Below are 16,784 nucleotides of genomic sequence, written 5' to 3' on the forward strand. Positions count from 1 at the left end.
CTCACGGGTCCTCCTGGCTGCCCGCGGGCCCTCCTGGCCGCTCGCAGGTCCACATCCGGCCCGCGGCCCCTGCAGCACCCGCGCCACCGAACACAACCCGCACCCCGGCCGAGCGCCCGCCCCCGGCGCCCACCCGCGCCCCAGTGTCGACACCCCTGATCCATTCATCACCCCGCTCACATCTTGGGGCCGGGTGTTCTGCTGGCATACTCTGGTCGGGTCCGATCGGCAGAAACTGGGGGAACAATGTCATCCGATCAGGCAGATCCGGGTCGCGGGGGCGATTCCGAACACGCCAGCACGAGCACCGAGCGCCGTAGCAGCCGGTCACCCCGAGTACCCTTCGAACTGGCTCCGGCCCGGGAAAAGCCCGGCAGCCGACGCCGCCGACGCAAGAACACCCGCAAGGCGCTGCTGATCTCCCTGGGCGCCCTGCTGACGCTGGCCCTGATCGCCGGCCTCGGCGCCTACTGGTACGTCTCCCGGATCGACAAGGCCCTCCAGGAGGTCCGGCGGGCCGACACCCTGCTGCCCAATCAGTACCCGGGCCAGCCCGCCGCGGCCGGCGCCGCGCTCAACATCATGCTGATCGGCTCGGACAACCAGTACGACGGCGGCGGCGGCCGCTCCGACGTGCTGATGATGTTCCATCTGTCCGGGGACAAGAAGGACGCCTACCTGATCTCCTTCCCCCGCGACATGTGGGTCGACATCCCCGCCAACAAGGTGGTCGACCACGAGTCCAAGGCCAAGATCAACGCCGCGTATTCCTGGGGCGGCTCGCCCCTGGCCGCCCAGACCATGGAGAAGTTGACCAACGTCAAGGTCGACCATGCCGCCGAGATCGACCTGGGTGGGTTCATGAATCTCACCACCGCCCTCGGCGGAGTGACCGTCTACAACCAGGTGCCCTCCAGCGCCTGGGGCTACACCTGGCCCAAGGGCGAAATCACCATTCAGGGCGATGAAGCCATGGTCTACGTCCGACAGCGCTACGAACTGCCCAACGGCGACCTGGACCGGGCCGAGCGCCAGCGCGCGGTGATCCAGGGCATCGCCAACAAGGCGATGAGCCCCGAAGTGCTGGCCAACCCCGGCAAGTACGCCACCATGGTCGATGAGGTGGCCCGCTACATCACCGTCGACCAGCAACTGACCCCCCAGGCGTTCCGGGATCTCGCCTTCGGCACCCAGATCCGCAACCCGGACCAGATCCACTCGCTGCAAGCACCCATCTCCGGATTCGGCACCTCCGCCGACGGCCAGTCGATCGCCCTGGTGGACGAACCGCAGCTGGCCGAACTCGCCACCGCAATGCGTGAGGACAAAATGGCCGACTACCTGGCCAAGTATCCGAAGGGCTGAAATTTCCGCCCGCTGCGTACGATGGCGAAGTCCAACTGACAAGTGGAGGTGCTATGAGCACAGAGTCCTCAAGTGAGTCAAAAGACCCGCGGGACGATTTTGGCTTCGGCGCACGCTGGACAGCACTCGGTACGTATTTGCCGGGACTCGGGCTGATCAAGGGTGGCAGACGCCCCCTGATCGGCACGATAGTGCTGTCAGTGTTCGCCGTAATTGTGTTGTCGACGGTGATCACCTGGTTCGCCAATCCAGGTGCCCTGGTCGCCATCGGTTTCAATCTCACCTACCTGCGCATCCTGATGGTTGCGCTCCCGGTGGTGGGACTGGCGTGGGTCGCGCTGATCGTGGCGACCTACCTCGATCTGAAACCACGCCACCTGACGAATCCCGGTCGGGCGCTCGGAGCTGTGCTGGTCGGGGTGTTGTGCCTCACCATCGCCGCACCGATGGCCGTCGGCGGCCGGTACGCCTTCGATCAGGCCCGAGTCCTGGAACGGGTGTTCGGCAATTCCGACACCGCGACCCAGGCCAACCTTGACGCCCGCGATCCCTGGAAGACGAAGCCTCGAGTGAACATCTTGCTCCTCGGCGGCGACGCAGGCAGTGACCGCACCGGCACCCGTACCGACTCCCTCATGGTCGCCTCGGTCGACACCAAGACCGGCGACACCGTTCTGATCGGGCTGCCCCGCAACACGGCCCGGATCCCGTTCCCGGAAAACTCCCCGCTGCACAAGTACTACCCGAACGGCTTCTACAACGGCAATGCCGACGACCAGGAGTACTTCGTCAACAGCATCTACGACAACGTGCCGCAGAGCGTGCCCGCCGACATTCTCGGGCCGACCAGCAACCTGGGCGCCGATGCCCTCAAGCTCGGCGTCGGTGAAGCCCTCGGCATCCCGATCGACTACTACCTGTTGATCGAGCTGGACGCCTTCCCCCGGGTGATCAATGCCCTGGGCGGGATCACGGTCAACATCAACACCTGGGTCGCCAAGGGCGGCCAGACCGATGCCGGCATTCCGCCGGACGGCTGGCTGAGGCCGGGACCGAACCAGCACCTCAACGGCTGGGACGCCCTCTGGTTCGCCCGCGGCCGGTACGGCGCCGACGACTTCCAGCGGATGGATCGGCAGCGCTGTGTGATCCAGGCAGCGGTCAGTCAGGCCAATGTGGCCAACCTGCTGAGCCGCTATGAGGACATTGCCCGGCAGACCGTCGGCACGATTCTCACCGACATTCCGCACGACATGTTGCCCGCGTTCGCGGACCTGTCCACCCGGATCCAGAAGGGCAAGACCCGCAGCATCGTGTTCAAGCACGGGGTGGACGGGTTCTACTCCCCCAACCCGAACTATGCGATGGTCCGCGAACGGGTGGCCCAGGCGATCAGCGACACCGCCGCCGGCAAGCCGGGCGCGACCCCGACCCCCGAGGCGGCGCCGTCCTGGCGTCCGACCCGGCCGAGCGCGGCAGCCACCCCGAGCGCCACGGGGGCATCCAACCGGACCGCCGCCGACACGATGGACGAGGGAGCCGCGAGCTGGGCACCGACCCCGCAACCCGGCGCCACGTCGACGGCCCCGGCCGCCGACGATCTGAAGGCAGTGTGTGCGTACAAGCCGGAGGAGGCCGCGCAGGCGTTGGCCAATCCCCCGGCCGGCGCCCGCTGAGGTCAGGAGCGCTCAGTCCCGATTGCGCAGCCGCGCCACCAGATCTTCGGTGAAGGCAGCCATATCGGGGTTCTCCCGCCCGACCGGGGAGAGCACATGACGCTCGGTGTCATCCCGCATCACCAAGGTGATCCGATGTCCGGATTCGGATCGGGTCGCCTTGGTGATGTCGTTCCAGCGCCCGTCAATGATGCCGTTGGCGCTCTCGATGTGGAAGCCGTCGCCGCGGAGCTCAGCCTTGACCCGGCTGCGCAACATGGCCACCACGGCCATCGCGGCCAGCGCGACCCCGGCGATCAACACGATCACCGCCAGCACGGTCACCACCACATGCCAGCCCTGCGCGGTGGAGGTCACGGTGAACACCGCGCCAAGAATAATCAGCACGGCCGCGATGAAGAAGGCCTTGATCGGTGGCGCCGGTCGCAGCACATAGGTGGCAACGTCGGTGGTGGACTCGCTGGGCTCGCTCACGGCCCCTCCTGGCTGATCGGCGTCGGGGGTACGCGGCGAGAGTGGGATTCGAACCCACGGAACGGTCACCCGCTCGGCCGCTTTCAAGGCGGCTGCACTAGTCCACTATGCGATCTCGCCCGGTCCGGCACACACCGGAACGTCGATTCATCGTACCGTCGCCGTCGGGGGTTGCCCGGCGGCATGCCGTCGGCGGGCGCGCCCTAAGGTGGGACGTATGTCCAGTGATGTGATGATGCGCGCCGTGATCGCCAATGGAGCCGGCGAGCCCGACGTCCTCACCGTGGGTGAGATCGAACGTCCCCGGCCCGCTGCGGACCAGGTCCTGATCAAGGTGGTCGCCGCCGGCGTGAACCGGGCCGATGTGATGCAGCGCCGCGGCTTCTATCCCCCACCCCCCGGGGAACCGGAAACCATCGGGCTGGAGGTCTCCGGCCACATCGCCGAGGTCGGCGCGGACGTGACTCAGTGGTCGCCCGGTCAGGAGTGCGTGGCCCTGCTGGCCGGCGGCGGGTACGCCGAGTACGTCGCGGTCAACGCCGCCCAGATCGTGCCGCCGCCCCCGGGGGTGGATCTGGTCACCGCCGCGGGTCTGGTGGAGGTCTCCTGCACCGTGGTGTCGAACCTGCGGATCGCCAATCTGAGTGCCGGGGAGACCTTCCTGGTCCACGGTGGCGCCGGGGGCATCGGCTCGTTCGCGATCCAGTACGCCAAACATCTGGACGCCCGGGTGATCACCACTGCCAGCAGCCCGGACAAGCTCGAGTTCTGCCGTACGCTGGGCGCCGATCTGGCGGTCTCCTATCGTGAGGACTGGGTACGCGCCGTCCTCGACTTCGGCGGCACCGACGTGATCCTGGACAATCAGGGTGCCCGCTACCTCGCGATGAACGTCGATGTGCTGAACAAGGACGGCCGGCTGGTCATCATCGGACTGATGGGGGGCCGCAAGGCCGAACTGGACCTGGGCAAGCTGCTGAACAAGCGCGGTGCGGTGATGGCGACCTCGCTGCGCTCCCGCCCGGTCGCCCAGAAGGCGGAGGTGATCGACGCCGTCCGCGACACCGTCTGGCCGCTGCTGGAATCCGGGCAGATCCGGACGGTGCCGACCAAGGTCTTCGACCTCGACGACGTGGTCGCCGCGCACGAGTACTTCGACTCCGGCAACCATCAGGGCAAGCTGGTCCTGCGCGTGTCCTGACCCCGAGCTGCCGTGTTCACCTTCCTCGCCGACCACCTGCTGCTGAGCCTGTTCCTGGTGCTCGCGGCCGGGGCGGTCGTCGGCGCGATCCCGTTCGGGGCGGTGCGGCCGGCCGCGGTAGGGACGCTGATCGCGGGGCTGGCGTACGGGGTGTTCGTGCACATCCCGGCCTACCGGCTGGTCGTGTTCCAGGATCTCGGGCTGGGCCTGTTCGTCTACCTGGTCGGGCTGGAGGCGGGCGAGACCCTGCTGCGGGGGTTCCGTCGGCAACTGCCGCTGATTGCCGCGACGGTGCTGGCCCTGGGGCTGGCCGCGGTCGCTGCCACGCTGCTCGGCGGGGCGCTGGGGGTGAGTCGATCGCTGGTGCTCGGGGCGTACGCCGGCTCGCTCGCCTCGGCCCCGGCACTGTCGCTGGCCCGGGAACTGACCGCCTCGCAGTTGCCCGCGGTGGGTTTCGCGCTGGGCTCCCTGGTCGGGATGGGGCTCGCGGTGGCGATCGTGGCGGTACTGATCCGTCGCCCCTGGCCCGGCCGCCGGGATCCGGGAGTCGCGCTGGCCGCGGACGTCCTGCCGGCCGACGTCACCGCGCCGGGGACCGAGCGGGCGACCAACCGGGCCATCATCGTGGCCACCGGTGGCCTGGCCCTGGGGTTCGTGGTGGCTCTGTTCGAGGCGCCGCTGCCCGGTGGCGGCACCTTCGCCCTCGGCGCCGCCGGAGGCCCGCTGATCGTCGGGATGTTCCTGGGGGCGCTGCGGCGTACCGGCGGACCGCACTGGCGGCTGCCCCGGGCCACCGACCAGACGCTGCGCCGATTCGGGCTGATGCTGTTCCTGGCGGCCATCGGGATCGCCTCGGGCCCGGCCTTCGTGACCTCGGCATTCACCCTGATGGGCCTGCGTACGCTGGCCCTCGGCGCGCTGGTCACCCTGATCGCCTGCGGCCTGCTGATCGGAATGTGCTTCCTGCTCGGGCAGTCCGCCGCCCGGACCACCGGCGCGGTCGCCGGACTGTTCGGTCAACCGGGCCTGCTGTCGTCGGCCACCGCCCGCTCCGGCGATCCCCGGGTGGCCGGTGGGTACGCCGGGACCTTCGCGATCGGGCTGCTCAGCAAGGTGGTCGTGATTCCGTTTCTGCTGTGAAGCCTAGGATGGCCGCGTGAGCGAGACAGAGAACGAAGGACCCAAGATTCTGGCCGGCGAGACCGAGGACGGACGCACCTTCGTGGTGAGTCCGCAGGGCATGGCGATCCAGCCGGCGCCCGACCCCGAAGGCGGCGCCAGCGCAAGCTCGGTGGCCGACCAGGTCGAGGAACCGGCCAAGGTGATGCGCATCGGTCAGATGATCCGGCACCTGCTCGACGAGGTGAAGTCCGCACCCCTCGACGAGCCCTCCCGCAAGCGCCTGCGGGAGGTGTACGCCGCCTCGGTCGAGGAGCTCAAGGGCGGCCTCTCCCCCGAGCTGGCCGACGAGCTGGCCCGGATCACCCAACCCTTCGAGGCCGACGCGACCCCCACCGACGCCGAACTCCGGATCGCCCAGGCCCAGCTGGTCGGTTGGCTGGAGGGTCTGTTCTCCGGGATCCAGACCGCCCTGTTCGCCCAGCAGGTCGCGGCCCGGACCCAGCTCGAGCAGATGCGCCGCGCCCTGCCGCAGGCCCCCGGCGCCGAGCCCGGGCCGCCCGGACGGCCGGGCTCCTCGGGCATGTACCTGTGACCCGACCCGACAACACCCCTGCCAATGCGGCTGTCCCCCCAATAAGGGACAGCCGCATTGCCATTCGATAACAGCGTCCGCCCGAACTTGACCGACATCCGCCTTCCATTTACGTTAGTAAATGTTCGCGGGGTTGAACCCTCGTTACCACTCGGTCATGTTCTGATTGCAGGTGCATAGTCCCAGGTGCCACAGTGCATCTGAGCACCGGTACTCAGTCACCTGGGCGGTCACTACCTAAGCCGAACAGGTAGTTGATCGGTAGTGACCGCCCGGGCCCGGATGGGAACGTTGTTGAGTCCGCGAAATGTGAGATCGGAGAAAAATCCGGGGAACCCCGGAGCCTCCGGCGACAGTCACACCAACGGACGCAACAACGAGTTCGGGAGAAACACACGATGCACCCCACGACGATCGCCGCCGAGACCAACTCCTCGACCCAGGGTTGCCTGGAGTTTGCTTCGCTTTACCAGCATCCGTTGCTCGAGGAACCGCTGACCTCCTCCGCGTGCGCCGATGATCGCCGCCAGTACATGATGATGACGCGCAAGGCGCAGAACCTGTGCCTGGAGTGCCCCCTGATGACCCAGTGCCTGTATGACGCGGTCGTCAACCATGACGTCGCCGGATTCGTCGCCGGCACCACCCCGCAACAGCGCAAGGAAATGCGCGCCAAGCTGGGCATCACCGTGGCTCCCGAAGACTTCGACACGCTGGCCGGGGTCACCGCCCGACACCGTCAGGTCGATCACGATGAGGTCGTCCGGCTGCGGCACGCCAACCCGCACGAGAGCCTGGAGACCCTGGCCCATCGCCTCGGTTGCTCGCTGTCCACGGTCAAGCGCCATCTGCGCAAGCACCGGGCCGAGGCCGACAAGCCCGCGCCGAAGAAGCCGGCCAAGCCCGCCCTGGCCGAGGTGCTGGCGGTCTACCGGGCGATGGTCGCCCCGAGCCACCAGCGGCGCGCCGCCTGACCGGCCCCGCCCGGCCGGCGTGCCCGCGGTGAGCTACCGGGCGGCCGGCCCGAACCACCGATTGAGTTCGTTCGCGGTCCCGTTCTCCGCGAACAGCTCGGTCACCACATCCGCCGCCTGCTGCACCTCGGCCGGGGCATCGCCCATGGCCACCCCACGACCCGCCCAGCGCAGCATCTCGATGTCATTGCGACCGTCCCCCATGGCGAGCACATCGGCCTGGGCGATCCCCAGCCGGGCCGCGACATCGCCCACCGCCGAACCCTTGTGTACGCCTTCGGGCGCGATGTCGAGCCAGGCGGAATAACCGATGAAGTACTGCACCCCGTGCAGACCGAGCCGCTCGGCCAGCGCCAGGAAGTCCCGGTCGGATGAGTTCGGGTCCCGCACGATGACGCGGGTCACCGGCACACTCATCAACTCCTCCAGGCTCTCCTCGATCAACTCGCCCTCCAGATCCCCCGGCGGGAACGGGGCCGAGACCCGGTAGCCCGTGCCGATCACCTCGGTCGCGATCAGCGCGTGGGGGGCCAGCTCGGCCACCTTGGAGATCACGTCGCGGGGGTCGAAGGTCACCTCCCGCACGATCCGGGTCGGCGGATAGCGTACGATCACCGCCCCGTTGGAGGAGATCGCCGGCCCCGGGGGCAACTGGAGCGCGTCGTGCACCGGCCGGGTGGCGTGCCAGCCCCGCCCGGTGGACAGCACCACCCGGGCCCCCGCGGCCAGCGCCCGCTGGACCGCCTCGAACACGGCCAGCGGCAAGTGCCCGGCGTGGTCGATCACCGTCCCGTCGATATCCAGCGCGACCAGCTTGGGCCGCCAGCCGGCGGGTACCACGTCCTCGGCAGAGCCCGCCCTGATCACCATCTCGTCATTCCGATCCCCTGCCTCGTGCGTGTGATCAACCATGCCTGTGATCAACCATGCCTGTGATCAACCATGCCTGTGATCCGGTGGCTGCCCGCTCACTGCGGGGTCAGCACCTCGCGACCGGCCAGATACGGCTGCAGGGCCGCCGGCACCCGGACCGACCCGTCGGCCTGCTGATGATTCTCCAACAGCGCCACAATGATCCGGGTCACCGCACACAGGGTGCCGTTCAGGGTCGCGACCGGGCGTACGCCATCGGCGAAGCGACCCCGGATCTGCAGCCGGCGGGCCTGGAACTCGGTGCAGTTCGAGGTCGAGGTGACCTCCCGGTACTTGTCCTGGGTCGGCACCCACGCCTCGCAGTCGAACTTGCGGGCCGCCGACAGGCCCAGATCGCCGGTGGCCACATCGATCACCCGGAAGGGCAGTTCCAGGGCCTGCAGGAAGTCCTTCTCATGCTCCAGCAGGCGCTGATGTTCGGCCTCGGCATCGGCGGGATCGCAGTAGGTGAACATCTCCACCTTGTCGAACCAGTGCACCCGGAAGATCCCCCGGGTGTCCTTGCCGTACGACCCGGCCTCGCGCCGATAACACGGCGAGTAGCCCGCATAGTGCAGCGGCAGCGACGCGGCCTCGAGGATCTCCTCGGAGTGGTACGCCGCCAGCGGCACCTCGGCGGTACCGACCAGATACAGATCGTCGTTGTCCAGGTGATACACGTCCTGGGCCGCCTGGCCGAGGAACCCGGTGCCCTCCATCGCCGACGGCTTCACCAGCGCCGGCGGGATCATCGCGGTCAGCCCCCACTGACGGGCCTTGGTCATCGCCAGGTTGATCAGCGCCAGTTCGAGCTCGGCGCCCACCCCGGTGAGGAAGTAGAACCGCGACCCCGACACCTTCGCCCCGCGCTCCATGTCGATCGCGCCCAGGAGCTCGCCGAGTTCCAGGTGATCCTTCGGGGTGAACCCCTCGGCGGCGAAGTCGCGCGGCGTACCGATCGTCTCCAGGACGGTGAAGTCGTCCTCCCCGCCCCGCGGCGACTCCGCGGAGACCAGGTTCGGCAGGCGCCGCAGCAGTTCCTCGAACCGGGCGTCGGCGGCGTTGGCGGACTCCTGGCCGGCCTTGACCTGCCCGGCCAGCTCCTTGGTCCGGGCCAGCAGGGCCTGTTTCTGCTCCCCCTGCGCCTTCGCGACCTCCTTGCCCATCGCCTTCTGCTCGGCACGGACCCGTTCGAACTCCGCGATCGCGGCGCGCCGTTCCGCGTCGGCGGCCAGCAGTTCGTCGACCACGTCCGGGGACTCCCCGCGCGCGCTCAGGTTGTCGCGGATGGTGTCGGGATCGGTGCGTACCAACTTCGGATCAATCACGGTTCCCACCCTAGTGGGAGCGCTACTCGACACTAGACTCGCCCGCATGGCTTCCCGGCGTGCCCCCTCTCGCTTTGCCCTGCTCATCGTCGGGCTGGCAGCGCTCGCAACCGTGCTCTGGACCGTGCTCGCGGCGACCGGTGTCCTCGCCGGACTCGACCGGGCCACCCAACCGCCCGGTCTGGTCCCGAACTCCCCGGCCGCCCAGATCTGGTCGGCCTTCGCGCTGCTCACCTGGCCCGGCCTGCCCTACCTGGCGCTGCTGATCATTGCGGCCTGGGCGTACTCCCGCCGGCTGCGGAACCTGGCCCTGGCCCTGGTGCTGTCGGTGGTGATCGGCTGGGGCGGGGTGCTGCTGGCAAAGCTGCTGCTGCGCACCCCGCGGCCGCACACTCCGCTGGATGTGATCACCGATGCCGGCTCGTCCTATCCGTCGAGTCATCTGACCGCGGCCACGGTGCTCGGGATCATGGTCGTCGCCCTGGTGACCGTCACCCGGCGCCGGCGTCTGGTGCAGCGCTGGACCATCGCCGGGGCGATCGCCCTGGTCGTGCTGGTCGGCGCCGACCGGCTGGTGATGAACGCGCACTGGCTCTCCGATCTGGTCGGGGGCCTGCTGTGGGGCACCACTGCCGCCGCCATCGCGCTCATCGTCGCCGACGTCAAGATCCTCCCGGACAACATCCTCGAGCCGGCCCCGGCCACCCCCGAGATCGCTCCCGACGCCCCCAAGCCGCGCTGCGCGATCATCTACAACCCGGTCAAGGTCGGCGACATGGACACCTTCCGCCGGCACGTGGAGTACGAGCTGGACTCCCACGGGTACGACCGGCCGATCTGGCTGGAGACCAGCGAACAGGACCCCGGACATCAGATGGCCCGGGTGGCGATCCGCAAGAAGGTCGATCTGGTGCTGGGCGCCGGCGGGGACGGCACGGTCCGGGTGATCTGCGAGGAGTTGGCCGGCACCGGGATTCCGTTCGGTCTGATTCCGGCCGGGACCGGCAACCTGCTGGCCCGCAACCTGGGCATCCCGCTGGACCAGGCCCGGGCGCTGCGGGTCGCGCTGGAGGGCACCGACCGCAAGATCGACCTGATCCGCCTGGACGTCGACAACGGGGCGCACACCCACACCTTCGCGGTGATGGCCGGGATCGGCATCGACGCCGCGATCATGGAGAACACCGACGCGAACCTGAAGAAGGCCGTCGGGTCGGCGGCGTACTTCGTCTCGGCGGCCCAGCAGGCGAATCATCCGCCGCTGCCGGTCACGATCACCGTCGATGACGAGGAGCCGTTCCGCCGCAAGGCCTCGGTGGTGCTGATCGGCAACGTGTCCTCGGTGACCGGTGGGATCGAACTGCTGTCCGGGGCCAGCGCCGAGGACGGCGAGTTGGATCTGCTGGTCGCCTCCCCACGTACGCCGGCGGACTGGGCCCGGGTGGCTTCCCGGGTGCTGACCCGCAAGAAGGGCTCCGAACCCGGCCTGGACCGGCTCAGCGGCCGCAGGGTGAGCATCGTCGCCGACCGCAGCGATTCCTACCAGCTCGACGGCGACACCGAGGGGACCGGCTCCCGACTGGACGCCGAAGTCATGCCGGGGGCGCTCACCCTGCGGATGGAGTGAGCCGGGGTCAGCGGACCGTCCAGCGCGGGTGCCGCAGGCTCTCCAGCCAGGCCCGGGCATCGGCGTAGTCGTCGTCGGTGAACCCGCGACCGACCGCGACCGAGACCTGGTCGGCCCGCGGGTAGGACCCGAGGAAGATCACATCCTTGCTGGTCCGCCGCAGCCCCATCAGTGTGTCGGCGATCCGGGCGTCGGCGATGTGGCCCTCGGCATCGAAGGAGAAGGAATAGCTGCCCAGGGTGGTCCGGGTCGGGCGCGACTCGAGTCGGGTCAGGTTCACCCCGCGGGTGGAGAACTGCTGCAGGATGTCCAGCAGCGCACCGGAGTGATCGGCCTGCATGAAGACGACCAGGGTGGTTTTGTCCGCACCGGTGGGGGCCGGCGGAGCACCCACCCGGGTGACCAGGACGAACCGGGTCGAGGCCTCCAGGTTGTCCGCGATCCCGGTCCGGATCGCGTCCAGGTGATACATGTCGCCGGCGATCCCGGCGCAGATGGCCGCGTCGTACTTGGAGTTGGGGTCGGCCACCTCCTCGGCGGCCCCGGCGGTGGACCCGCCTTCGGTCAGCGCCGCGTGCGGCAGTTCCCGGGCCAGCCAGAGCCGGCACTGGGCGGCGGCATGGGGGTGGGTCAGGACGTGCTTGATGTCCTCGAACTTCGTGCCGGGGCGGACGCACAGGTTGAACTGCACCGGGATCACCACCTCGCGGGTGATCATCAGCCGTTCGCCGTAGGTGAGGTTGTCGATGGTCGCCGAAACCCCGCCCTCGACGGAGTTCTCGATCGGCACCAGGGCCCCGGCCACCTGACCGGCCCGGACCGCGTCCAGGGCCAGCGTCACCGAGGCGTACGGCCGCAGGTGGTGGGCGGTGTCCAGCGTCAGCAACGCCTGGTGACAAAAGGTTCCGGCCGGTCCGAGATACCCGAACGTCTGCTCGGTCGGGGTCGGGATACGGCTCGGTTCGGCGGCGGCTGCGGCAGGTGTGGACACGGCGCAACTCTAGCCCCGTCGGGTCGAGTAGAGTCCCAGCCGTGGCAGACGAGACCGAGCCGGACCCGACCCGGGCCCCCGAGGGGGACTGGGCCCGGCCCGACCTGTCCCGGCTCGCGCGGACCGGGGACCCGGAGGTGGTCTACGGCGCCGGGAAGACCCCGGCCCAGATCGAGCAGCTGCTGGTCCGGTTGCAGGACGCCCATCCCGACCGGGCCATCTTGGCGACCCGGTTGAGCCCGCAGGCGCTGGAGCATCTGGCCGGGTTGCTCCCCGACGCCGTCCTGGACGAGGTCGGCCGGACCGCGGTGCTCGGCCCGTTGCCCGCCCCGGTCGGCACGGTCGCGGTGATCGCCGCGGGCACCTCCGATCTGCCGGTCGCCGAGGAGGCGGCCACGACCCTGCGGGTGTATGGCGCAGGCGTACGCCGGATCACCGACGTCGGCGTCGCCGGACTGCACCGGATCCTGGATGCCCGACCCGAGTTCGTCGACGCCGATGCGCTGATCGTGATCGCCGGAATGGAGGGCGCGCTGCCGTCGGTGGTCGGCGGCCTGAGTGGTACGCCGCTGATCGCGGTGCCCACCTCGGTCGGGTACGGGGCTTCCTTCGGGGGGCTGGCGGCGTTGCTGGGAATGCTGAACTCCTGCGCGCCCGGGGTGGTTGTGAGCAATATTGACAATGGTTTCTCCGCTGCCGTGCATGCCGCCCGGATCGCCCGGGCCGCGCGCGGGCGGAACTGAGGAAGGGGCCGAGGTGACCATCGCCTGGATCGATGCCGGCGCCGGGGTGGCCGGCGACATGCTGCTGGGGGCGCTGCTGCACGCCGGCGCGGACCTGACGGTGGTGCGTCGGGCCGTCGCCGCGGTCGACCCGCGGCTGGCGGTGACCGTGGAGCCGACCGAACGCCACTCGCTGCAGGCGGTCAAGGCCACCGTGCTCGACACCGCCACCGGTGCCGCCGCGGACAGTCCCGCGGCCGCGCACCACCACCAGCACCACCGGACCTGGGCGCAGGTTCGGGAACTGTTGGATGCCGCCGACCTGGTCGAGGAGGTCCGGGAGAAGGCGCTCCAGGTATTCGCCGCGCTGGCCCGGGCCGAGGCCGACGTGCACGGCGTACGGCCCGAGGAGGTGCACTTCCACGAGGTCGGCGCCCTGGATGCGATCGGCGACATCGTCGGCTGTGCGGCCGCGCTGCACGACCTGGGCATCGCCGAACTGGTCTGCTCCCCGCTGACCCTCGGCTGGGGCGACCAGGCGACCGGCGAACACGGCCGGGTCCCGATCCCCGGTCCGGCGGTGCTGCGACTGGTCCGCGACGGGAATGTCCCGGTGCAGGGCGGTCCGGTCGCCGCCGAGATGACCACCCCGACCGGGGCGGCGCTGGTGGCCTCGTGGTGCACCGGGTTCGGGCCGATGCCCGCCATGGTGATCGACCGGATCGGGGTCGGGGCCGGGAGTCGGGACCTGCCCGAACTGGCGAACGTGTGCCGGCTGGTGCTGGGCACCCCGGCGCAGTTGCATCTGCCCCCGCTGCCCACCGCCGAGCCGGACACCGCCGCGCTCGCGGTCGGTGAACCGCTGGGCATCCCGATCCTGATCGAGACCAATGTCGACGACCTCGATCCGCGGCTGTGGCCCGGGGTGCTGGACAAGCTGTTCGATGTCGGGGTGGCCGATGCCTGGCTGACCCCGGTGCTGATGAAGAAGGGCCGCCCGGGGCACATGCTGACCGTGCTGTGTCGCGACGACCAGCGGGAATCGGTGCTGACGGTGATGGCGCGGGAGACCACCACGATCGGGATGCGCGAACTGAGTGTGGTCCGCAAGCACGAGTTGCCGCGCACCATGGTCCGGGTGGATGTGGAGGGTCAGTTGATCGCGGTGAAGATCGCGTCCCTGCACGGCTACCCGGTGAATGCGCAGCCGGAGTATCGCGATGTGGCCCGGGCCGCCGATGAGCTCGGTCGTCCGGTGAAGGAGATCATGGCGCTGGCGATCGCGGCGTACTGGGCCCAGCCGGGCTGAGCCTCCCGGGTCACCGCGTCACAGGCGGCGGATTCCGCGCTGGGAGGCCTCGACCTCGACCACCGCGGCCGGGTCGGCGTTGTCGCTGACCACACTGAGCCAGACCCCGTAGCCGGTCACCGCCCCGGCCTCGAACGGCACCGCGATCAGGGTGACGGTGTCCCGGTTCACGCTGTTCTGCGGCCGGGTGGTGGCGATGACCGCGCCGCGGACCTGCGGGTACGCCGCGACGGAGATCTCCCCGGCGGTCACGTTCCCGGCGTACAGGGCGGGGACGCCGGCGCTCAGGGCGAGCCGGGCGCTCTCCTCGGCGGTGGGCGCGACCACTGCATCGTGCATGATCCCGACCAGCACCGCCGCGGTGCCCGGCTTCGAGGTGGGCGCCCGGTACGCCTTGGCCGGCAGCAGGACGCCGGGCAGATCCTGCCCGCGCAGCGGGTTCAGGTCCCGAAAACGCACCGGAAAGGCGATCTGCTCGTAGACCACGATGGTCTCGGTGTCGGAGGTGTTGAACGGGTTGTACTGCCGGGGTGCCGGGTTGATCACCGTCGGTGGACCGACCTCGCCGGGCGCCGGCGGCGTACCCATCCGCTGCCCGGCGATCGACATCGCGACCAGGGCGAGGATCACCACCACCGTCACCGCGGCCGGGAGCAGGCGGCGCAGCCGGCGCGGCTGCGGTACGGGCACCTGGTGCGGCAGCGGCCGGGTCGGCCAGGCCGCCTCATCACTCGGGCTGCACAGCGCGGTCCAGCCCTGCCCGTCCCACCAGCGAAAGCCCGCGTCCGGGTCGGCCGGGTCGGCGTACCAGCCCGGGCGGGGCGGCAGTTTCTGGGCGGCGGGCACGGGTCCTCCTGGGTCGCCGAAGTGCTACGAGGTGGGGATCCGGTACGCCTCGACCATCGACTGGTCGTCGGCGGGATCGGGCTGCTTGGTGTGATTGCCCCGGCGCAACCCGCCGCGGTGCCACCACAGCACGATCAGCACGATGAAGGTGACGCTGATCAGGGTGCTCACGACATCGCGCATCCGGTTCTGCGCGACCTGGGCCAGCGGGGCGTACGGCAGATCCCGGGCCAGGATGTAGCTCATGTTGAGCAGCGCGGTCCGCCCGGCCATCAGGATGTCGAAGCGGGACCAGCCGAGCAGGGCCAGCGGGGCGTACACCATCACGTCGTACCAGGGCAGCGACCACATCGAGGAGAACACCCACGCGGCGGCCAGGATCACCGTGGTCCGGCAGGCGATGGTGAGCGGATCCTCCCGCGGGTCCTCCCCCGCCGCCAGCCCGGGGGCGCCCTTCCAGGGCAGCATCCGGGAGAACAGCCAGACCAGCAGCACCATCAGCAGGTACGACAGCACCGTCAGCGTCGGGTGCAGGTCCTGCCAGCGCAGGAACGGGTCGAGCAGGTAGCTGATCCCGGCGGTCCAAGTGGTCGACAGCAGGTAGCCGGAGTTCTGGGTCGCGGTCAGCAACGCCTGCGGAAACAGGACCACATAACTGATCGTGATCGGGATCGCGGCGCCGATCACCGCGGCGATGAGTTTGCGGGGCTGATGCCGGTACGCCCAGAGCATGCCGAGCCCGAACAGCACCACCGTCACCTTGGCCGACCCGCCGAGTCCGACGAACAGCCCGGCCAGCCAGGGATTCTTGCGCAGGAAGAAGAAGCCGACCATCACCAGGGCGACCGCGACCGCCTCGTTGTGCGCGCCGAACGAGATCGCCCAGGCCATCGCCGGGGACGCGATGGTCAGCAGCATCGCCCGGGCCTTGACCTGCGGATCGCTCCCGGCCATCCGGACCACGACCACCGAGAGGGCGATGAGGGCCAGCACACACGACAGTTGCAGCCAGGCAATCACGTTGTGCGGGTTGTTCTGGCCGAGATGGTTGGCCAGGGACTGGATCCACAGCAGGATCGGCCCGTAGACGCTCAGCGCGTCCTGCCAGGGCTGCTCGGTGACGGCCAGGATCGGATCGAACTGGGTCCGGAAGACCTCGGCCGGAGTGGTGGTGTACGGGTCGATGCCGAGGTTGAACAGTCGCCCGTAGGAGGCGTACATGGTCACATCGGCGCTGGTCATCGGCGGGACCAGCACCGCGGCCAGGTTCATCAGCAGCCCGCCGACGAACAGTCGGCGCAGGTTCGGCCGCCAGCCGTACGCCAGGGCCCGCAGCGCGACCAGCCAGCACACCCCACCGAAGATCATCAGCGCCCAGCCGAACGGGGCGACCACGATGTCGGGGATGCGCCGGTCGAGCTGATAGGGCGGCAGCAGACCCGGTCCGGTGCCGACATCGAGAGCGACCCCACTGGCCCCCATGCCGCCCAACACCAGGGCGAGCACGGTGAAACAGACCATGCCGATCATCGCGAACCGCGGATTGCGGTGCCACGGCACCCGGCCCGATCCCTGGGTCGGTTCGGTCTCGGCGGCCTCCTGTGTAGTGGCGCTCACCCACCACCCCTCTCCTCGGTAGCCGCAC

The 16,784-nt window shown here is 69.5% G+C and carries 15 protein-coding genes and 1 tRNA gene; 9 read left to right on the plus strand and 7 right to left on the minus strand.

All coding sequences use genetic code 11. From position 1 onward, the window contains the following. Positions 1–246 precede the first annotated feature (246 nt). Both G531_RS23295 and G531_RS23300 read left to right on the plus strand, forming a co-directional pair. Positions 247–1,365 carry an LCP family protein gene (locus tag G531_RS23295; protein ID WP_051215603.1) on the plus strand — a complete coding sequence of 373 codons (1,119 nt, stop codon included), beginning with the start codon at positions 247–249 and terminating at the stop codon, positions 1,363–1,365. 200 nt (positions 1,366–1,565) lie between these two features. Next, entirely contained in the window at positions 1,566–3,041 is a 1,476-nt protein-coding gene (locus tag G531_RS23300; protein ID WP_245630421.1) for an LCP family protein, read from the plus strand. A 12-nt stretch (positions 3,042–3,053) separates the two neighbouring features. On the opposite strand, the gene G531_RS23305 is transcribed toward G531_RS23300, so the two are convergent. Together G531_RS23305 and G531_RS0115870 are read right to left on the minus strand one after the other, a co-directional pair. Continuing rightward, positions 3,054–3,515 (minus strand): hypothetical protein, encoded by a 462-nt coding sequence (locus G531_RS23305; protein WP_051215605.1) that lies wholly within the window; start codon positions 3,513–3,515, stop codon positions 3,054–3,056. Positions 3,516–3,548: 33 nt separating this feature from the next. After that, positions 3,549–3,635: transfer RNA gene (locus tag G531_RS0115870), tRNA-Ser, on the minus strand. Between the two features lie 97 nt (positions 3,636–3,732). Here G531_RS0115870 and G531_RS0115875 point away from each other — a divergent pair. From G531_RS0115875 to G531_RS23310, 4 genes are all read left to right on the plus strand, one after another. Then, on the plus strand, positions 3,733–4,716 hold the full coding sequence (locus G531_RS0115875) for an NAD(P)H-quinone oxidoreductase (RefSeq protein WP_245630420.1): 984 nt from the start codon (positions 3,733–3,735) through the stop codon (positions 4,714–4,716). A 12-nt stretch (positions 4,717–4,728) separates the two neighbouring features. Continuing rightward, complete coding sequence (locus G531_RS0115880; protein WP_026927984.1) at positions 4,729–5,856, plus strand: aspartate-alanine antiporter-like transporter; 1,128 nt, start codon at positions 4,729–4,731, stop codon at positions 5,854–5,856. A 16-nt stretch (positions 5,857–5,872) separates the two neighbouring features. Then, positions 5,873–6,430, plus strand: coding sequence for a bacterial proteasome activator family protein (locus tag G531_RS0115885; RefSeq protein ID WP_026927985.1), 558 nt, complete (start codon positions 5,873–5,875; stop codon positions 6,428–6,430). 398 nt (positions 6,431–6,828) lie between these two features. Beyond that, complete coding sequence (locus tag G531_RS23310) at positions 6,829–7,404, plus strand: WhiB family transcriptional regulator (protein WP_051215606.1); 576 nt, start codon at positions 6,829–6,831, stop codon at positions 7,402–7,404. A 33-nt stretch (positions 7,405–7,437) separates the two neighbouring features. Here the strand turns inward: G531_RS23310 and G531_RS0115900 are convergent, their stop codons facing one another. Both G531_RS0115900 and serS read right to left on the minus strand, forming a co-directional pair. Further along, entirely contained in the window at positions 7,438–8,217 is a 780-nt protein-coding gene (locus G531_RS0115900; RefSeq protein WP_026927986.1) for an HAD family hydrolase, read from the minus strand. 155 nt (positions 8,218–8,372) lie between these two features. Beyond that, positions 8,373–9,644, minus strand: a complete 1,272-nt coding sequence (serS, locus tag G531_RS0115905; protein ID WP_026928001.1) for a serine--tRNA ligase — start codon at positions 9,642–9,644, stop codon at positions 8,373–8,375. A 46-nt stretch (positions 9,645–9,690) separates the two neighbouring features. Here serS and G531_RS0115910 point away from each other — a divergent pair, with 46 nt between their 5' ends. Continuing rightward, a complete protein-coding gene (locus G531_RS0115910) occupies positions 9,691–11,271 on the plus strand; it encodes a bifunctional phosphatase PAP2/diacylglycerol kinase family protein (protein ID WP_051215607.1) in 1,581 nt (526 codons plus the stop codon). A gap of 7 nt (positions 11,272–11,278) precedes the next feature. Here the strand turns inward: G531_RS0115910 and pheA are convergent, their stop codons facing one another. Further along, positions 11,279–12,262, minus strand: a complete 984-nt coding sequence (gene pheA / locus G531_RS0115915) for a prephenate dehydratase (RefSeq protein WP_373277278.1) — start codon at positions 12,260–12,262, stop codon at positions 11,279–11,281. A gap of 41 nt (positions 12,263–12,303) precedes the next feature. On the opposite strand from pheA, the gene larB reads away from it, so the two are divergent. Further along, positions 12,304–13,005: a nickel pincer cofactor biosynthesis protein LarB gene (gene larB / locus G531_RS23315; RefSeq protein ID WP_051215608.1), complete on the plus strand. Its 702-nt coding sequence runs from the start codon at positions 12,304–12,306 to the stop codon at positions 13,003–13,005. Positions 13,006–13,018: 13 nt separating this feature from the next. Then, positions 13,019–14,293 carry a nickel pincer cofactor biosynthesis protein LarC gene (gene larC, locus G531_RS0115925; RefSeq protein WP_026927989.1) on the plus strand — a complete coding sequence of 425 codons (1,275 nt, stop codon included), beginning with the start codon at positions 13,019–13,021 and terminating at the stop codon, positions 14,291–14,293. 18 nt (positions 14,294–14,311) lie between these two features. On the opposite strand, the gene G531_RS25815 is transcribed toward larC, so the two are convergent. Together G531_RS25815 and G531_RS23320 are read right to left on the minus strand one after the other, a co-directional pair. Next, positions 14,312–15,139, minus strand: a complete 828-nt coding sequence (locus tag G531_RS25815) for a DUF2510 domain-containing protein (protein WP_026927990.1) — start codon at positions 15,137–15,139, stop codon at positions 14,312–14,314. Positions 15,140–15,163: 24 nt separating this feature from the next. After that, a complete protein-coding gene (locus tag G531_RS23320) occupies positions 15,164–16,756 on the minus strand; it encodes a glycosyltransferase family 87 protein (RefSeq protein ID WP_051215609.1) in 1,593 nt (530 codons plus the stop codon). Positions 16,757–16,784 lie beyond the last annotated feature (28 nt).

Source organism: Granulicoccus phenolivorans DSM 17626 = NBRC 107789 = JCM 15570 (assembly GCF_000423085.1).
GTDB lineage: Bacteria > Actinomycetota > Actinomycetes > Propionibacteriales > Propionibacteriaceae > Granulicoccus > Granulicoccus phenolivorans.